General features: G+C 57.7%; 15 protein-coding genes. 8 read left to right on the top strand and 7 right to left on the bottom strand.

Going from position 1 to position 16,460, the window contains the following annotated elements; translation table 11 throughout:
- Nucleotides 1-20 precede the first annotated feature (20 nt).
- The 7 genes from bioB (at nt 21) to IE102_RS04650 (ending at nt 8,077) form a co-directional block, all read left to right on the top strand.
- The gene (bioB, locus tag IE102_RS04680) at nt 21-1,010 is read left to right on the top strand and encodes a biotin synthase BioB (RefSeq protein ID WP_268247447.1); all 990 of its coding nucleotides are present in this window, start codon (nt 21-23) and stop codon (nt 1,008-1,010) included.
- A gap of 87 nt (nt 1,011-1,097) precedes the next feature.
- A complete protein-coding gene (locus IE102_RS04675; protein WP_189485202.1) occupies nt 1,098-2,390 on the top strand; it encodes a glycosyltransferase family 2 protein in 1,293 nt (430 codons plus the stop codon).
- Nucleotides 2,387-3,733: an O-antigen ligase family protein gene (locus IE102_RS04670; protein ID WP_189485201.1), complete on the top strand. Its 1,347-nt coding sequence runs from the start codon at nt 2,387-2,389 to the stop codon at nt 3,731-3,733. The genes IE102_RS04675 and IE102_RS04670 overlap by 4 nt, the downstream gene beginning before the upstream one ends.
- 46 nt (nt 3,734-3,779) lie before the next feature.
- Nucleotides 3,780-4,775 carry a glycosyltransferase family 2 protein gene (locus tag IE102_RS04665; RefSeq protein ID WP_189485200.1) on the top strand — a complete coding sequence of 332 codons (996 nt, stop codon included), beginning with the start codon at nt 3,780-3,782 and terminating at the stop codon, nt 4,773-4,775.
- A gap of 136 nt (nt 4,776-4,911) precedes the next feature.
- The gene (locus IE102_RS04660) at nt 4,912-6,054 is read left to right on the top strand and encodes a glycosyltransferase family 4 protein (RefSeq protein ID WP_189485199.1); all 1,143 of its coding nucleotides are present in this window, start codon (nt 4,912-4,914) and stop codon (nt 6,052-6,054) included.
- A gap of 246 nt (nt 6,055-6,300) precedes the next feature.
- Entirely contained in the window at nt 6,301-7,107 is an 807-nt protein-coding gene (exoK, locus tag IE102_RS04655) for an endo-1,3-1,4-beta-glycanase ExoK (RefSeq protein ID WP_189485198.1), read from the top strand.
- 4 nt (nt 7,108-7,111) lie between these two features.
- Nucleotides 7,112-8,077 (top strand): glycosyltransferase family 2 protein, encoded by a 966-nt coding sequence (locus IE102_RS04650; RefSeq protein ID WP_229807560.1) that lies wholly within the window; start codon nt 7,112-7,114, stop codon nt 8,075-8,077.
- Here IE102_RS04650 and IE102_RS04645 read toward each other — a convergent pair.
- The 3 genes from IE102_RS04645 to IE102_RS04635 form a co-directional block, all read right to left on the bottom strand.
- The gene (locus IE102_RS04645) at nt 8,050-9,120 is read right to left on the bottom strand and encodes a glycosyltransferase (RefSeq protein WP_189485196.1); all 1,071 of its coding nucleotides are present in this window, start codon (nt 9,118-9,120) and stop codon (nt 8,050-8,052) included. The two genes, IE102_RS04650 and IE102_RS04645, sit on opposite strands and share 28 nt — an antisense overlap.
- A gap of 61 nt (nt 9,121-9,181) precedes the next feature.
- The gene (locus IE102_RS04640; protein ID WP_189485195.1) at nt 9,182-10,180 is read right to left on the bottom strand and encodes a glycosyltransferase family A protein; all 999 of its coding nucleotides are present in this window, start codon (nt 10,178-10,180) and stop codon (nt 9,182-9,184) included.
- The gene (locus IE102_RS04635; RefSeq protein ID WP_189485194.1) at nt 10,177-11,136 is read right to left on the bottom strand and encodes a glycosyltransferase; all 960 of its coding nucleotides are present in this window, start codon (nt 11,134-11,136) and stop codon (nt 10,177-10,179) included. Before IE102_RS04635 ends, IE102_RS04640 begins: the two co-directional genes overlap by 4 nt.
- A 365-nt stretch (nt 11,137-11,501) precedes the next feature.
- On the opposite strand from IE102_RS04635, the gene IE102_RS04630 reads away from it, so the two are divergent.
- Nucleotides 11,502-12,998: a lipopolysaccharide biosynthesis protein gene (locus IE102_RS04630; RefSeq protein ID WP_189485193.1), complete on the top strand. Its 1,497-nt coding sequence runs from the start codon at nt 11,502-11,504 to the stop codon at nt 12,996-12,998.
- Here IE102_RS04630 and IE102_RS04625 read toward each other — a convergent pair.
- The 4 genes from IE102_RS04625 to IE102_RS04610 are packed head-to-tail and all read right to left on the bottom strand — an operon-like array spanning nt 12,995 to nt 16,449.
- Nucleotides 12,995-13,927 (bottom strand): glycosyltransferase family 2 protein, encoded by a 933-nt coding sequence (locus IE102_RS04625; RefSeq protein ID WP_189485192.1) that lies wholly within the window; start codon nt 13,925-13,927, stop codon nt 12,995-12,997. The genes IE102_RS04630 and IE102_RS04625 overlap by 4 nt on opposite strands.
- Nucleotides 13,924-14,961: a polysialyltransferase family glycosyltransferase gene (locus tag IE102_RS04620; RefSeq protein WP_189485191.1), complete on the bottom strand. Its 1,038-nt coding sequence runs from the start codon at nt 14,959-14,961 to the stop codon at nt 13,924-13,926. The genes IE102_RS04625 and IE102_RS04620 overlap by 4 nt, the downstream gene beginning before the upstream one ends.
- Entirely contained in the window at nt 14,954-15,778 is an 825-nt protein-coding gene (locus IE102_RS18015) for a CatB-related O-acetyltransferase (protein WP_189485190.1), read from the bottom strand. Before IE102_RS18015 ends, IE102_RS04620 begins: the two co-directional genes overlap by 8 nt.
- The gene (locus IE102_RS04610; protein ID WP_189485189.1) at nt 15,775-16,449 is read right to left on the bottom strand and encodes an acylneuraminate cytidylyltransferase family protein; all 675 of its coding nucleotides are present in this window, start codon (nt 16,447-16,449) and stop codon (nt 15,775-15,777) included. The genes IE102_RS18015 and IE102_RS04610 overlap by 4 nt, the downstream gene beginning before the upstream one ends.
- Nucleotides 16,450-16,460: the final 11 nt, after the last annotated feature.

Genomic DNA, 16,460 nt, shown 5'->3' with positions numbered 1-16,460 from the left:
TGCAAAGAAGGAGCCTCATCTTGGCCGACAGCGTACACCCCGTTCAGGTTTCAGCCCGTCACGACTGGTCAAAGGCTGAGATCGCTGATCTGTTTGATCTGCCGTTCATGGAACTGGTCTTTCGGGCGGCCACCGTCCACCGCCAAAGCTTTGATCCGTCTGAGGTTCAGCTATCGCAGTTATTGTCGATCAAGACTGGTGGCTGCGCCGAAAACTGCGGCTATTGCTCACAGTCGGCCAGCTTTAAAACCGGCCTTAAGGCCTCAAAGCTGATGCCGGTCGATGAGGTGTTGACCGCCGCCAGGGCCGCTCGCGACAGCGGGGCGCAGCGCTTTTGCATGGGCGCGGCCTGGCGCGATCTGAAGGACCGCGATGTGCCCGCCTTGGCGGACATGATCGGTGGCGTGAAGGCGCTGGGGCTTGAGACCTGCGCCACGCTCGGCATGATCACGCCGGATCAGGCCAAAACCCTTAAAGACGCAGGCCTTGATTACTACAACCACAACCTTGATACCTCGCCGGAATATTACGACAGCGTGGTCACCACCCGCACCTATCAGGAACGCCTCGATACGCTGGAGGCCGTCAAAAATATCGGCATGAAAACCTGCTGCGGCGGGATTACCGGCATGGGGGAGGCCCGCGCTGATCGGGTCTCGTTCCTGCACCAACTGGCGACGATGAGCCACCACCCGGATTCTATCCCGATCAATAATCTGGTGCCGGTTTCGGGCACGCCGCTGGGGGATAAAGCGCGCATTGAGGGCGGCATTTCCGGTCTTGAATTTGTGCGCACGATTGCGGTTGCCCGTATCGTCTGCCCACACTCAATGGTGCGGCTGTCGGCCGGCCGCACTGAGATGAGCGAAGAACTTCAGGCCCTATGCTTCATGGCTGGGGCCAATTCGATCTTTGTCGGCGATCAGTTGCTGACCACGCCCAACCCGGAGCGCGGATCGGACGCCCATCTGTTTGCCGAACTAGGCCTCAAACCGATGACCATAACCTAACTATCCACCGCATCGCAGCAAGGGTTTACAGACCGTAAACACATCCGCCCTAAAGTCGCCCCATATCTGCGACAAAACCGGATCAGGATGACCTTGCCCCCCGCCCAACACGCCGTCACTGGCCGTCCTTTAGTGTCCATTATTATGGCCAACTATCGCGGTGGGCGGTTTCTGAACGCGGCGCTGACCTCGGCCCTGTCCCAGACCGTGCGCGATATCGAAATCATCGTCTCCGATGATGCCTCCCCCGACAACAGTGTTGAAATTATTCGCGCCATCATGGCCGAAGACGACCGGGTCAGGCTGATCGAAGCGCCCGAAAATGGTGGCCCCGCCAAGGCCCGAAACCGCGCGCTTGATGCCGCCCGCGGCGAGTGGATCGCCATTGTCGATTCCGATGACTACCAGCACCCGCAGCGGCTGGAGCGCCTTTTAGCCGCCGCCCGCGACCAGAACGCTGATATTGTGGCCGATGATCTGCTGCATTTTCACGATGACAACAGCCAGCCGATATCTTTTCTGATGCTGGATCACGGACTGACCCAACCGTTTGAACTGACCGCCGAGCTGTTTATCCGCGCCAACACGGCCCGCAGCGGCTTGCCGACCCTGGGCTATCTCAAGCCCCTGATCCGGCGGACGCGACTGGGTGATTTGCGTTACGACACCGGCCTTAAGGTGGCCGAAGATTATGATCTGGTCGTGCGCCTGCTGGCGGGCGGAACCAAGGGCTATGTCGTGCCCGATCCGACCTATCTGTACCGCCGCCACGGCGGCTCGATCTCGCACCGCATGTCTGAGACGATCCTCAGTGACATGATTGATAATCACAACCGCTTTGTCGCAGAGCGTGGCCCGCATCCAGCGCCAGTTCAGGCTGCGCTCAACGCCCGTCTGAATGGCATGGAAACCGATCTGGCCTATGAGCGACTGGTGGCGGCCATTAAGGCCAAGCAGATCACTAAGGCGATTGGCATACTGACCCGCGCCCCCGCCCTGATTGGAAATCTTTACCGCTCATTCCGCGAACGCAGCACCCGTCAGGTCGTGCCGCCGGCACCGCCCGTCCCGACCGGCCCCAAGGCTCACGCCCTCATCCTGTGCGATAAAGCGCCAGATGCGGATTCGCTCAGCAGACTTAATGCTCTTGCCATGCAACAGGGGGCTGATACATTCGCCACAGTCACTGTGCCGGACGGGTTTTTAACGGAGCCGTTGTTGACAGACGCCGCCAAATACCGCGAACTATGGAAACATGCCGAAGCGCTCGGTAATCCGGAAACCCTGATTGTGGTGTGCGACGGACCGGCGGCGGTCAATGCGGCAGGATATCTACCTACTGGCATTGCGGCCGACATCGAAGAAAGACCTCTGTCATGACGGCTGCCCGGCAAGATGTTCAGGAAAAAGGCGCGCATAAGGGCCGCAGAGTCCCCTATGATCCCGGCGTCATTCTGCGCTTTAATATTCCGATCATTCTGACCTGTCTGTGTCTGGCGTCCCTGATGCTGGAGCCTTTGTTTACCTCGCGGGCGGCGCTGGCCTTTCTGGTTTTTGGCGCGCTTTTGATGCTTCACCGCACCAAGATCAGTCTGGTTACGCTGAACCGGCACTGGTATCTGCTGATCCTGCCGGTCTATTGCCTGTTGTCGATCTTCTGGTCGCAGTATCCGGCGGTGACCGCACGACAGGGCTTTCAGTTGGCCCTGACCCTGATTATCGCCATTGTGATTGCCGCCCGCGTCGCCCCGCGCAACCTGTTTTTCATACTGTTTGTTTGCAACCTGATGGTTTTGGCGCTGTGTCTTATTTTCGGGTCGCGTCCCGGAACCGGCGCCTGGCAGGGTATTTTCGCCAGTAAGAACGCCTTCGCGACCGTGATCGCCATGGTGTTTCTGTTTTCACTGGCGCTTATTTACGAAAAACGGGTCAAGCTCACGCTTAAGATCGTAGCGCTCGGTATCATGGCCGTCTGTCCGTTCCTGCTGCTGAAAGCGCAGTCGGCGGGGGTGATCATGGGCCTCGTGCCGCCGGTTATGATGATGGTGCTGTTTCAGTTGACCCGTAGCTGGAAACCCGTTCAGCGCATTACTATCCTGACTTTCGCTACCTGGGCCGCCATTGTCGCCGGTCTGGCGCTCGCCCCCCATTTTAGTGACATGTTCGCCAGCGTCCTGCGCTATTTTGGTAAAGACCCGACCCTTACCGGACGGACAGAACTCTGGGACATCGCCTTTGCTCACATCCGCGACCACCCTATGCTGGGCATTGGCTACCGCGCTTACTGGGTGATTGGCAATCCTGACGCCGAAGCCCTGTGGCTCAAGTTTGGCGTTAAATCCGGCGGCGGCTTCCATTTCCACAATCTCTATATTTCCAATGCGGTGGAAATCGGCATCATTGGTGTGGCGATCCAGACGGTGATCCTGTTCGGCACCTTCATCGCCGCACTTTATAAGCTGATTATTGCCCCGACGACGGAAAAGATGTTCTTCGTCATGTTCATGCTGTTCATTCTTTACCGCAGCTTCGGCGAAGTGCAGGTCTTCTTTGGGTTCAGCGATGTGTCGATGCTGGTCTACGCCATTTGCGTCTACAGCCTGAAAAAGGAAGACACGGAGCGCCGTCCATCATCACGCGCCGCGCGCCGGCGCCTGCGTCCTGGCCCTAAGCCAGCCACTGCGCCGCCCCCTGCGCCTGCGGAGCCTGAACCTGTTACCTGATTATTTTTGATTGTACCGAGTTTATTTTATTTAAGGATATTTCATCATGCCGGAATTATCAGACGGCCCTGAAACTGGCCTCGTCCACGTGCGGATGCCGACCTATAAGCGCCCAGAGCTTTTGCGGCGCGCCCTGACCTCATTGCAGCAGCAGACCTGGGACAACTGGGTGTGCGACATCTACGACGATGACCCTGATGCTGCCGGGGGTGAGGTGGTGCGCGAACTGGCCGACCCGCGTATTCACTACACACAAAACAAGCCACAGAAATATGCCTCTGCCAACATCAATGCCTGTTTCAGCCTGAGCAATCCGCGCGACGCCGATTATTTCTGCGTGCTGGAAGATGACAATTACATGTTGCCGGCGTTTATGGCCGAAAACATCGCTGTCATCCACGACCACAAGGTCAATCTGGTCTTGCGCAACCAGATCACCGAATTCAACAGCCATGTCGAGGTCCCGACCTTAAGCACTGAGGGTGTGCTCGATCACCTGTTCAAAGAAGGGCTCTATACCCCCGAAATGTTCCGGCTGTCGCTGATCATGGGTATTGGCGTTTCCAATGGCGGCCTGTTCTGGACACGCCACACAAAAAGCCCGATTGAGATCACCTGCACCTGCACGGCGGTGCTTCAGGAATACATCCGCACCTTTATCCTGACTGAGCCGATCTATGTGGCCATGAAGCCGCTGGCGGTATGGATGGAGAACGAAGCCGCGACCACCCGTAATGGCGGCGATAAGGCGGCCTATATGCAGCGCGAGCTCAATCTGAAACGCGCCATCCAGACCCTGCAACGCGCCACCTGGAAGGCGACGCCCGCCGAAGTGCGTCATCAGTTTCTGGCGCATCCGGCCTTCACCACCCCACCGCAGGCCCGTGAGCGCGGCCTGATCAAGGCCCGTCTGGGTGGCCTGTTGCCCAAGACGGTATCGGTGCGCGACGCGGTTGAGCTTACCTTGCGCGGTAGCCTGATACGGTTCGGCGGAAAAACCGACGCCGACTTTGAGGCTTTGGTTAAAAATCAGGGTTTATAATATCTTAATAAAGGTTAATATGTAGCCGAGTTTCCACCTCGGCATGCACGTCACATCGTCGGTCTGGAGATGATAGTTCCTGCGTTGGTACAGTTTTTGCTCATCAACCCTGTAGTATCACTTCGAGACCGCAACGATGGACAAGCAAATCAAGGTGTTAGCACCTACCGGGTATCCTTGGGCCTTTAACGGTCCGCGCCGTTCAAGCCATAAGGTTCGCAATCGCCGCTTCGTCCCGTTCAACCGGGTCAATGGCACACTGGACGGGGTGACGGTCTTTAACCCGGTCGATGAGATGGGCAGCGACCTGCTGCATGCCTTCAACCGCGTCCCCGTAACCACAAAGCCCTATATTATCGGCTTTGAATCCCATTTGCCGCGCATTTTCGGCATCGAGGACAAACCCGCCTATCACCACTTTCTCTATAAGCGTCTGCTGTCGTCGAAATGCCGCAAGATCATCGCCATTTCAGACTACGCGCTGAGAAACTTTGAACGCGATCTGGCCGCCAGCGACCTCAGCCCAGCCCAAAAAGCCGTTCTGCGCGCCAAGGCCGAAGTGCGCTACCCCAATATGGTCATGTCGGATACCCCCGACACTGACGATCTGCCACAGCCTGATAATTACCAAATCAGCTTTGTCGGAAATCACTTTGCGCGCAAAGGCGGCTGCGCTGTGGCCCGTATGGCTGAGCTGAGCCTCAAGAAAAAACTGCCCTTTACGTTTACCATCGTGTCTTCGCTTCAATACGGCGGCCATATCTGGTCGGACCCCACCAACGCGGAATTTTACGAGCCGTATCTGAAACTGCTCGACCTGCCCAATGTCAGGCATATCCCAAAGCTTGAGAATGCCGGGGTCATGAAACTGCTCGGCGAGAGTTATGCCTCAACCCTTTTGACCTTCTCTGACACCTTCGGCTATAGCGCGATCGAGTCCCTGGCCCAGGGCACACCGGTCATCGCGTCGGCTCAGGGCGCCTTGCCGGAATTTATCAAGGACGGCGTTAACGGCGTCATGCTTGATCCGGCCGTCACCGAAGGCGACGCTGACTGGCGCCCGCACTGGTTCGCCCGCAGCACGCGCGCCTTTGAAGACCTGTTCGCCGGAAATGTTGAGCGCTTCGCCCGTCAGGGTATTGAGCGCTTAGAAGAACTTTTGGAATCGCCTGACCAGTACCGTGCCATGCGCCATCAGGCGCGCGCGGGCTGCAATGCCCAGTTCGATCACGAACGCGCCACTGAGTTCTGGGACGATCTTTACCTTAAATCGGTGTGAAACCACATCTGTTTTTTACAGGCAATCAGGTAATATAGGATATCTTCCCGATATCCTCTTTGCCTTGTGCGCTCAGGCTTTTAAGTATAGCCTAAAGCCAGTTTGGCCTTGAGTATAAATCTGTCACGGAACGGGTTGATTATATTTGCACCCTTGTTAGTCTGAGCATGAGCGGTTCGCACTGCCCTTTGACCGTTTGAGGCGTCTGTCAGACTAAGCTATCGCCCCTTTCTGCGGAGACATGCCATGACCGGATCAGTGTTAAAGCCCTTGCTCAAGCCGTTTCTGGCGGCCACTGCTGCCGCCTTATCCCTGTTTGCGATACAACCAGCTACGGCTCAGGTCACCGGCGGCGCGTCCTTCGTCGATAACTTCGATAAGGTTGATAAGGCGTTCTGGTACGTGTCCCACGGCTGGAGTAACGGCGCCCATCAAAACTGCGGCTGGTCGATGCATGAAACCTTTGCCTATAAAGGCAATCTGAATCTGCGCTTTCAGAAAAAACCCATGGCGGACCGTTTGTTTAGCTGCGGTGAAATCCAGACCAAGGCCACCTATGGCTATGGCACCTATGAAGCGCGCATGAAAACGCCCAAGGGTTCGGGCCTTAACGGTGCCTTCTTTACCTATATCGGGGCAACCCAGGGCAAACCACACGATGAGATCGACTGGGAAGTCCTGCTGAAAGACACCAGCGTCGCCCAAAGCGGCGGTTATGTGAACGGCAAGGGCATGGGCGCTACCCTGCCCAAGCTGCCCTACAGTGCCGATAGCGATTACATCAATTACGCCTTCATCTGGGCACCTGACAGCATCAAATATTACATCAACGGCGTGCTGGTCCGCACGCTTGAAAGCCCCGCCCCCCTGCCGTCAAATGCCCAGAAAATCTTTTTCAGCCTGTGGGGTACCAACACCTTGACGGATTGGATGGGCACCTTCATTGAACCGGAAAAGCCTCTTTACATGCTGGTCGACTGGGTCGCCTATACCCGTCCCGATGATGCCTGCCAGTTCCCGGAGTCGCTTGTCTGTAAACTCAACGGAGCCTAAGTTTTTGCCCACCAGCGTCAGCGTGATTATTGCGGCCAAGGATTCGGCGGATACCATCGTCAGAGCCATTGCGTCAGCTCTTAATCAAGCTGAGGTTGTGCAGGTCATCGTCGTTGATGATGGCTCAAAAGATACGACGGCTCAGACGGCGCGCGATGCCGATGATGGCACCGGGCGGGTCGAGGTCATATCGCTTGGTAAAAACCATGGCCCCGCCTATGCCCGCAACCGGGCGCTTGAAGTCTGCCGCGGACAGTTGGCGGCCATTCTCGATGCCGACGACTTTTTGCTACCCGGCCGGTTTACCCGCCTGTTGCCCCATGCCGAATGGGACATGATCGCCGACAATATCGCGTTTGTGCCGACCGGATACGACGCGCCGCTTGAGATCAAGGGTACGGATGATGCCCACCCGCTCAGTCTTGAGAATTTTGTGCTCGGCAATCTGACGCGCGATGACATGCACCGTGGCGAGTTGGGTTTCCTCAAGCCCGTCATCCGTCTGGCCTTCCTCAAGACCCACAAGCTGTCCTATAATGAGGACCTGCGGTTGGGCGAAGATTATGACCTCTATGCCCGGATGCTGGCGGCAGGCGGGCGGTTCAAAACCACGCGGACCCTGGGCTATGGCGCGGTCGTGCGCCCCAATTCCTTAAGCGGTCAGCATCGCACCGAAGATCTGCGCCGCCTGGCCGATGCCGATCATGATCTGTTGGCCCTGCCCCTGTCGGCACCTGAACGACACGCCATACATCTGCACGAAACCCAGACCCGCAACCGCTATCGTCACCGTCACTATCTTGATCTCAAGCGCGATAAGGGCACGGTGGCGACTATCAAGGCTCTGCTGGGTGATCCGGACTCATGGTTGCCGGTCGTAAGCGGTGTGCTGCGCGATAAGTTATCCGCGCCCCATGCGGCGCCCGCCAGCCGCGATGTGCGTTATCTTTTCCCGCTGCCCGAAGCCTGAACCAAAATCGCCTCGAACTGATCGATCTGGGCCGCCGGATCGATCTCTGGCCGCCGCGCATAGGCCCGCGCCGTCTGCGACAGGGCGGCATAATGATCGCTGTCCGACCACATCCGCTTAAGTTCGCTGGCCCAATCCGCCGCCCCGCTTCCCACCGGCATCAAAACGCCGCCGGGGCCCACCGCCTCGCCTAAGCCCCCGACATTGGCCGCCAGCACAGGGATACCGCTGCAATGGGCTTCTGACGCCACCCGCCCCCAGGTTTCCTCCCACTGGCTGGGGGCCAGCAGGATTTTGGTCTGGCCATAGACGGTGCGCATATCCGAGGTGCGGCGCATGAAGGTGATGTTTTTGAACGGCGCAATGGCGGCATTCAGCGACGCTTCCTGTTCGGGATTAAGCGGCCAGCCTTCGACAAACAGGAACTCGATCTCCGGGCACAGGGCCGCGATCTCAAGGGCGCGGTCCAGTCCCTTTTTGGCGACCGGATTGATAAAGGTCACATAGCGCCCGGTCGTCTCGGTCTCATACTTGGCCACATCGATCGACGGGGGGATGACGTGCGAGTCTATGCCGAACGCTTCACGGTAACGGCTGCGGGTGAACTGAGAGTTTGAGATAAACTGCGCACCCGAAAATTGACGCGGATCGCCGCCCAGTTCCTCAAATTCGACATTGCGAAAATAGACCACCAGCGGCACGCCCTGCTTTTGCAGTTCGGCGCCAATCGGCACGGTATTATGACACTGCACCACCGCCACATCGGGACGATCGTCTTTGACAAGGGTCGGCACCGCGTCCCACGCCTTCCACGCCCGACGGACATCGTAGCCCAGACCATTATCCGTCGCCCAAGGCCTATGCGTCAGCTTCATCTTCAAACGCGCCACCAGCCCGAAAGTGCCGTCCCCGAACAGTGAACACAGTACCGACGCCTTGTGGCCGCGCGCCTGCATGGCCTTGACCAGATAGTCGGTACTGGACTGCACCCCGCCGCTGAATTCCGGAAAGTGACCGTTGCCGAAACTAAACAGGATATTCATGACGCTTATGCCTCAAAACGGCGGGCCTTTACAAAGCCCTGCGAATACAAACTTAAAGATGTTACAGACCGGCCTGACGCCGCAGAGCCAGATAATGCAGCGGCAGGCTAATCACTGACACCGGCAAAAACATGCCAAACATCGGCACTTCGCGCACAAACCGGCCGATCGCCGCCTTCGCGATCTCAGGGTTATGGCGCAGGTTTCTCAAAATCAGGAACAGCAGATGATCGACCCTTTGGCGGGCCGAACCAAAAATACGCAGCTTTTTCGCCATCCCGAAATAGCTGACCGACATCATCTTTTGGCGAAAGCGCAATTCTTCGATGACGCGGTTGGGGGCGTTGGGTGATCCCCACGCCAGAGTCTCATCATAGATCGACACGCCCTTGCCACGCTGCCCCATCAGCCGGGTCGTATAGACGATGCGGTCACATTCGCGGCTGAGGTCCATGAAAAACAGCCGGTCTTCGCAGGCCTGACGAAAGGTCGCGTCAAAGCGCACCCGGCTATGGCGGCGAAACTCATAAACAACCTGAGAAGCATGGGGCAGGCACTCATCGACGATGGCGCTGACGGCCTCAGTTGAGGTCAGTTCGCCAAACTCCGGCGCGTAAGCGCCAAATGTGCCGTGGCGGGCCTTGATGTAATTCCAGTGACTGAAGGAATCGACATCATTAAAGCTGCAATTGGCAAAGTAGAAATCCACGCCGCTTTTGAGGACCTTAAGCGCTTCGGCAATATGATCGGGCGACCAGGTATCGTCGGAATCCAAAAAGGCCACATAGTCAACCTCAGCCGGATCAAGATAGTCCAGCCCGCCGTTGCGCGCCCCGCCCGGCCCGCCATTGGCCTGCCGGATCGTGATCAACTGGTGCGGGGGCGGGAGGGTAAAGCCTTCGAGAGCTTCCGCCGCTGGCAAAGGCGAACTGTCATCGACCACCACGACGATCAGGCGGACACCTTCCGGCAGCGCTTGCGCGGCCACAGACTCTAACGCCTTACTGAGTATGCCTTTTTCCCGCTGATAAAACGGGATGACAACGCCTATGGTAATCATGCGGCGGGCCTTTTTTCACGGCGCCAGAAATCCGCCGCACCCGAAAAATAGCTGTACTTGCGCCAGTGCCACAGCGAACTGCCGATATTGCCGGACATAGCCCTGACCTTATAGCCCAGCCAGTGCCGCAGCCGCCGTTTCAGCACCCACACCGGCACATTACCAATTCTCGCGCCTGTAACGGGTGCCGGATCAATGAAATTGTCACGGCCATGATGCGCCAGATAGGCCCAGGTTTCCCCGACCGAGCGGTAATAAACCCCCACATAGTCATAGGTCAGGCGCGCCGCCGGGATCATGTGCCGCACCCGCGCACCGGGCACCCACACACCACTACTCTCACGCATGATCGCGCGGATGACGGCGGTTTCTTCGCCCAGACGTTTATGGTGCGGCCCAACCCCAAGCCCCGGATCGTAGAGATATTTGCGCTGCGCTTCGCCGCGCAGGGCATAGTTGGCACCATATGGCAGTATATGGCCTTCGAGTGACAGCGGACGCACGTCCGGCCCGAAATCACGGGCAGCCAATACATTCAATAAACCGTCGGCATGTTCGTGCCACCACGCTGGCAACTCGGTTTCCGGCACGGGTTCAATCACCCCGCCAAAGACGCTGGCCTGCGGGTTTTGCGCAAAAGCTTGCGCATAGGCCGCCAGCCAGTTCGGATCGATCAGCACATCATCATCGGTCCAGCAGATATACTCGCCCAAAGCCTCCGCCACACCGCGGTTGCGGGCATTGGACAAACCGGCCTTCGGCTCCAGCACATAGCGGATCGGAATCCGGTCAGAAAAGCTTTGGACAACATCCGGCGTGTGATCGGAACTGCCATTATCGATCAGCACAATTTCCCACTCAAGCCCGTCAGGGACGGTCATGGCCGCCGCTGTCTCCAGCACGCGCCGCAACTGTTCGGCGCGATTGCGGGTACACATAATAACGCTGATGAACATAAAACGTGCCCATTATGAAGCCACGGACAATCATGGCCAGAGGTAATAAAGCCAAAGGTAATAACGATACTAATCGTTTAAAATTAAATGACGCCGCAGAGCCGATAAACCCTGCGCCAGAATGTGTGCTTAAAAGACCATTTTTCTCAGCCCTTGGCAAGCGGTTGTGCAACGCAAACAAAACGATCATTCAAATTGCACAAAGCCTGCGAACACTATAACGTCGCCCCAGCCTACCGGCGGACATTTCAAGCGTTACAGCCACATTTTACATAGTTTTCAATTATCTGCGTTTAAGTTGCCGCCGGAACATTCCGGTACGCAGCGCCCCCATGTACCACCTTATTTAGTTATGAGCCTTTAATATGAGTAAGACCGAGGCTGACGGTTATCAGGATCTGAAACAGCGTACCACCACCTCCATTCTGTGGTCGGTCTTACGGGTGTTATGGTCTACGGGCGCAACCTTTGTCATCTTTGTCTGTCTGGCGCGGATATTGGGCCCCTCAGATTTTGGCCTGTTTGCGCTGGCCGCCCTTTTCCTCGATGTCAGCCGCATTTTCGCCAGCGCCGGTCTGGGCGATGCGATCATACGCCAGCATGTTCTCGAAGAAGAAATGGCCGACACGGCCTTCTGGGCCAATTTTGGCCTGAGCACGATTGTAGCCACGATTGTGATCATCGCGGCCCCTTTTTATGCCCAAATGATCCATAACACCAACGTCACCCATATCCTTCAGGCGCTGGCCCTGACCCTGCCGATATCGTCACTGGCCGGCATTCATGGGGCCCGCCTGACGCGTGAATATAAGCATAAATTGTTTGCGATTCAGGCCGCCATCGCCAGCATAGTCTCCGGAATCTCAGGGATTACCGCCGCCCTGATGGGGCTGGGGGTATGGTCGCTGGTCGTGCAGGCGTGGGTCGGGGCCGTACTTGGTGTCATTATGGCCTGGGTGGCCTCGCGCTGGGTGCCGAAGGTGCGGTTCTCCCCCTCAATGCTTCGCCAGATCGCCAGCTTCAGTTTCAGCACAACCTTCAATCAGCTTTTGTGGCTGCTGATGGGACGGGTCGGTGACATTCTGATTTCGCGCACCTATGGTCAGGCCGAGGTTGGCCGGTACCGCATCGCGTGGCGCATGTACGAACTGATCGGCCAACTGGCTCTGGCCCCCATCGGCAGCGTCTCCATGCTGACCTTCTCGAAATTGCAGCATGAGCCTGAAAAATTGAAAGCGGCCTATTATCGCATGATCAGCATAGTCGGGCTTTTGGTGCTGCCGCTGTTGCTGGGCTATGCGGCGCTGGCCGAAGAAATCATCAAGGTCATATTCTCGGAGCAATGGGCGGGTACCGGCAAGATCTCGCAGGTGCTGGCCCTGATGATCGTGCCGTTTGTGTTTAACTACATCTCTCCGGGCATGCTGGCCGCCGTCAATAAGCCGGGGGCTATCACCAAGGTGGCGGCCCTGCAACTGGCCCTGACCATATTGTTCACCTGGCTGGCCCTGCCGTGGGGTCTGGTCGGCATTGCCGCCGCCTATGCCCTCAGAAGCTATCTGACCCTGCCGTACCAGCAGTATCAGCTTAAGCGCTTTGTCGACATTCCGGTGCTGACGGCGCTCAGTAAGCCCTTGGTGCCGTTGCTGGTCGCGCTGGTTATGGCAGCGGTGGTGTGGAGCCTGCGCCCGGTTCTGTTCGGCATCTATGACAACGCTCTGTTTGTGGTCATAACCGGCAGCTTTATCGGGGCGGTGATCTATGTGTCAGGTATTCTGATTTTCGGCAGGTCGCTGGTGGCACCGATCATAACTCAGGCCCAGCCGATACTTAACCGGATTTTGAAGCGTAAGCCGGTTTAAGGCAGTTTGCGCTTAAGCCAGGTGGCCGCGATCATGACCAGTGCGGCCACGGCAACAACGGCCATAGCCGCATATTCCCTGCGCGACTTCAGCCAGCGCAAGGCATAGCTCAGTTCACGCTGACGGGCCTGAAACCCGTCCCGTCCGTAAGAGTGGCGCAGGCTGTCGCGCCACGCTGACATATAGGCGGCACGGCTATCGGTCCGCAGGATATATTTCATGAAATAGGCCCCGCGCCCGCGATCATAGCCTTCCATAATGCGCGGCACATCGCAGGCTTTACGGCCATGGTGGTGCGCGACCTGAAAGCGCGGATCAAAGCGCGCCGGATAGCCGGCCCAGACCGTTGCCGCCACCGCATCAATATCCTCACACGGAAACGGTGTCCCCGCCCCCAGTTCAGGATCGAACCCACCCGTGGCCTCCAGAACCTCACGCCGAAAGGTCAGGTTCGCCCCGTGCAGCGCCCCGGCCTTAAGGAACGCCCGCGCCGGATAGACCTCAGCCAGGTTGCGCTCATCAATGGTGATCGCGGCATCGTCGGGGTCATGCAGCCGGATGCGCCCGCCGATCACACCCGCATCGGGATAATCCGCCCACGCCTCAACCAGCCGGTCTATATAGTCTGGCTCAAGGTAGCAATCATCATCGGTAAAAGCGATAATCCGCCCTCTGGCCTGTCGCCAGGCGGCATCGCGCGCGGCCCCCAGACCGATCCGCGTCACGCTGAGATAGCGCAGATGCGGATCGCTTTCCGCTGCTGCCCTGATGACTTCGGCTGTATTATCGGTCGAGGCATTATCGACCAGCAAGGCTTCCCAACCATGCCCGGTCTGTTGCGCCATCAGGGAGGTGAGCGTCCCGCCCAGACTAGCGGCACGGTTGCGAGTGCAGATGACTATGGATACCGTGATCATATCGCCGGTCATCGGCTAACAATCTCCGGCGCATAGTCGCGCACATCGGCCTTGGTCAGCAGCGGCTTCATGGCCTGCCAGTAATCGCGTAGTTTTTCATTCCCGCCCGGCCAGCGATCCAGCAACGGCGCCAATGTATAGGCCTTCGTACCAAACACCGCCGGCACATAGAACAGGGTCGAGGACATAAAGCCGTAAACATCGGTCGCCGGATAGTGGCCAAGATAAAACTCCGCCGGCATGCGGCTGTAGAATTCCGGCAAGGGCACGCATTTGGGCTGACCCGCAATGACACTCATCACCGCCTCACCGTCACGCGGATGGGGCTTGAAATAGACGCGCTCATAGCGGGCGGACAGATCGGCCAGTACGGCCTCAAGCAGGCGCAGATATTCCGGGTCCGTCATCATGCCCAGATTAGACAGGGGCTGCGACAGAAACAGACATTCGCCCTGCCCTGTATTTTGGGATTCAGGCTTAAACAGATTGTCCTTAAAGGCCTGCCGCGTTGAAAAATGCGGGGCGCCCGGCTTGAAACCGACCACATCGGGAAAGACGCTGTAGACTTCCTGAAAGCGGTTCAGTCGGATAAACTTGGGCCGCGCCGAAGGTTTTAATCCGGTAGCCCGCGCCACGGCCTTTATCGCGTCAGATATGACATATTGCGGATTGCGATCATTCAGGGATTTGTTGCCATAGTCATGATCGATATGCAGCGAAAAGCCGTCTTCATAGGCGCACAGGATTTCAGGCTTAAAGCGGTAATAGGTCTCGACCGCAAAGCGGTAGAACCGGTAGCTGATAAACAGGCGTTTGGGTCGCGGCAGGTCAGACGCCAGCGCCTCATCAAAACCCATATAGTCAAACGGCGACGGCCCTAAAAACCGGGCGTCTATCTCATCGAAAATGGGGCGAAAATCATGGCCGTCACGGTACACCACCGCCCGATGCCGCCCCGGAAAATAGGCCGAGACAATCAGCCGCGCCATCAGATACTGGATCGGCGTGCTGATCAGAAAAATCGTATCGTACCGCCCCTCAGTCATCCGCCGCTCCGGGCAGTTCCACCACGTCTGGCTTCCACGGCGTAAGGCTACCGCTTGCTATCGCCGCCATGACCCCTTGCGCGAACTCACGGGGCTTTGTGTAATCTAGTCCGCCAAAATCGTAATAGGCATACTGCCACCATTCGGAGGCCAGCAGCGCCTCGATCACCTCTGGCGCGAAACGATATTTCAGAACCTTGGCGGGCAGACCGCCAACTATGGCATAGGGCGGCACATCCTTGGTGACGGTCGCATTGGCCGCGATCACCGCACCAGTGCCGATGGTCACGCCAAGACCTAACGTCACATTATCGCCGATCCAGACATCATGCTCGATCACCGGATAGCCAAGCCCCCGGCGCGGATCATAGGCCGTCGGTGTAAATTCACCATTTCGCGCCTCAAGCGCATCATATAGCGGCGACAGATACGGCACATTATCCGGCCGGAAAAACGCAATCGACGATGACACCCACTCGGTCGGATGGGCGAAATCGATAAAGCGCAGGCCCTTGCCGATCGAGCAGTAACGCCCGACCGTCAAACCCTCCGGCAATGGGGAATGAGAATAGGACGCCGCCCCCATGTCGCACAGGCCGCTGCCCGCAAACCAGCGGCTGGGGGAATAGGGCCCGCCGTAAAAGGCGCACGGCCCTTCGATACGGATCGGCTGTTTGACCGTGTAGGTATCAAGCTGGCTCAGCCAGCCCTCGCCCTTGGCAATTTCCGCCCGGTCGTAGGAAAAGAGGACGCCCGCCGCCCGGAACCGCTCCAATAGCGCCGCATCGACCTTAAGCTCAACCGGCGTCAGGCTCATGCGCCGAACCGCTTTTGGAACAGCAGTTGCGCCACCTCAAATTCCTCCAGCGTGTCGATATCCATGCCTTCGGTCGCATCGGTCACAAAGAAGGCCGGACGGTCGCCAACTTGAAACCGGTTGCGCTTCATGACGCCTTTTTTGGCGACCCAAAACGCGCAGTTCATCTGATACAGCGGCTTGATGTTCTGGCTGTAGGAATGCCACGGCCCCCACTGATAGTTGATCGGCAGGAAATCCGGATTGAGGAAATAATGCTTGTGGGCGCTGAGCGACATCACACTGTCGCGGCTATCCTGCTCCAGCATGGCCACCGCATCGCCGTAGCGATGAAACAGCGGCGTGGTGACGGGGACTATGGCCACATAGGTGTCGTCATCGACCGGCATTTCATCGAGCAGCCCGACCAGAGCTTCCGACCAGGGCGTCGCATCACTCGACCATTTCGGATTGCGCAACAGGAAGTCTACGCCGTGACGGGTGGCATATGCGGCGACCTTATCCGCTTCGCTGGAGACGTAGATTTCGTCAAAAACACCCGACGCCTTGCACTGCTCCAGCTTGACATCCAGCAGGGATTTTTCGCCGACAAACGGGCGCAGGTTCTTCTCAGGCAGGCGCCCGGAATGGGCCTTGGCGGGCACTAAGGCCACACATTTCGGTTTCGACACGATCTTCCCCG

It is taken from the genome of Asticcacaulis endophyticus (assembly GCF_014652575.1).
GTDB classification, from domain to species: Bacteria; Pseudomonadota; Alphaproteobacteria; order Caulobacterales; family Caulobacteraceae; genus Asticcacaulis; species Asticcacaulis endophyticus.
The sequence above is the reverse complement of the archived record's forward strand: the minus strand, read 5'-3'. Positions and strand labels throughout refer to the sequence as shown.

What these genes read in the sequence shown, in the direction of transcription:
- IE102_RS04675 (WP_189485202.1), top strand. Translation starts at nt 1,098, where the DNA reads ATGACCTTGCCCCCCGCCCAACACGCCGTCACTGGCCGTCCTTTAGTG.
- IE102_RS04670 (WP_189485201.1), top strand. Translation starts at nt 2,387, where the DNA reads ATGACGGCTGCCCGGCAAGATGTTCAGGAAAAAGGCGCGCATAAGGGC.
- IE102_RS04665 (WP_189485200.1), top strand. Translation starts at nt 3,780, where the DNA reads ATGCCGGAATTATCAGACGGCCCTGAAACTGGCCTCGTCCACGTGCGG.
- IE102_RS04660 (WP_189485199.1), top strand. Translation starts at nt 4,912, where the DNA reads ATGGACAAGCAAATCAAGGTGTTAGCACCTACCGGGTATCCTTGGGCC.
- exoK (WP_189485198.1), top strand. Translation starts at nt 6,301, where the DNA reads ATGACCGGATCAGTGTTAAAGCCCTTGCTCAAGCCGTTTCTGGCGGCC.
- IE102_RS04645 (WP_189485196.1), bottom strand. Translation starts at nt 9,120, where the DNA reads ATGAATATCCTGTTTAGTTTCGGCAACGGTCACTTTCCGGAATTCAGC.
- IE102_RS04640 (WP_189485195.1), bottom strand. Translation starts at nt 10,180, where the DNA reads ATGATTACCATAGGCGTTGTCATCCCGTTTTATCAGCGGGAAAAAGGC.
- IE102_RS04635 (WP_189485194.1), bottom strand. Translation starts at nt 11,136, where the DNA reads ATGTTCATCAGCGTTATTATGTGTACCCGCAATCGCGCCGAACAGTTG.
- IE102_RS04630 (WP_189485193.1), top strand. Translation starts at nt 11,502, where the DNA reads ATGAGTAAGACCGAGGCTGACGGTTATCAGGATCTGAAACAGCGTACC.
- IE102_RS04625 (WP_189485192.1), bottom strand. Translation starts at nt 13,927, where the DNA reads ATGACCGGCGATATGATCACGGTATCCATAGTCATCTGCACTCGCAAC.
- IE102_RS04620 (WP_189485191.1), bottom strand. Translation starts at nt 14,961, where the DNA reads ATGACTGAGGGGCGGTACGATACGATTTTTCTGATCAGCACGCCGATC.
- IE102_RS18015 (WP_189485190.1), bottom strand. Translation starts at nt 15,778, where the DNA reads ATGAGCCTGACGCCGGTTGAGCTTAAGGTCGATGCGGCGCTATTGGAG.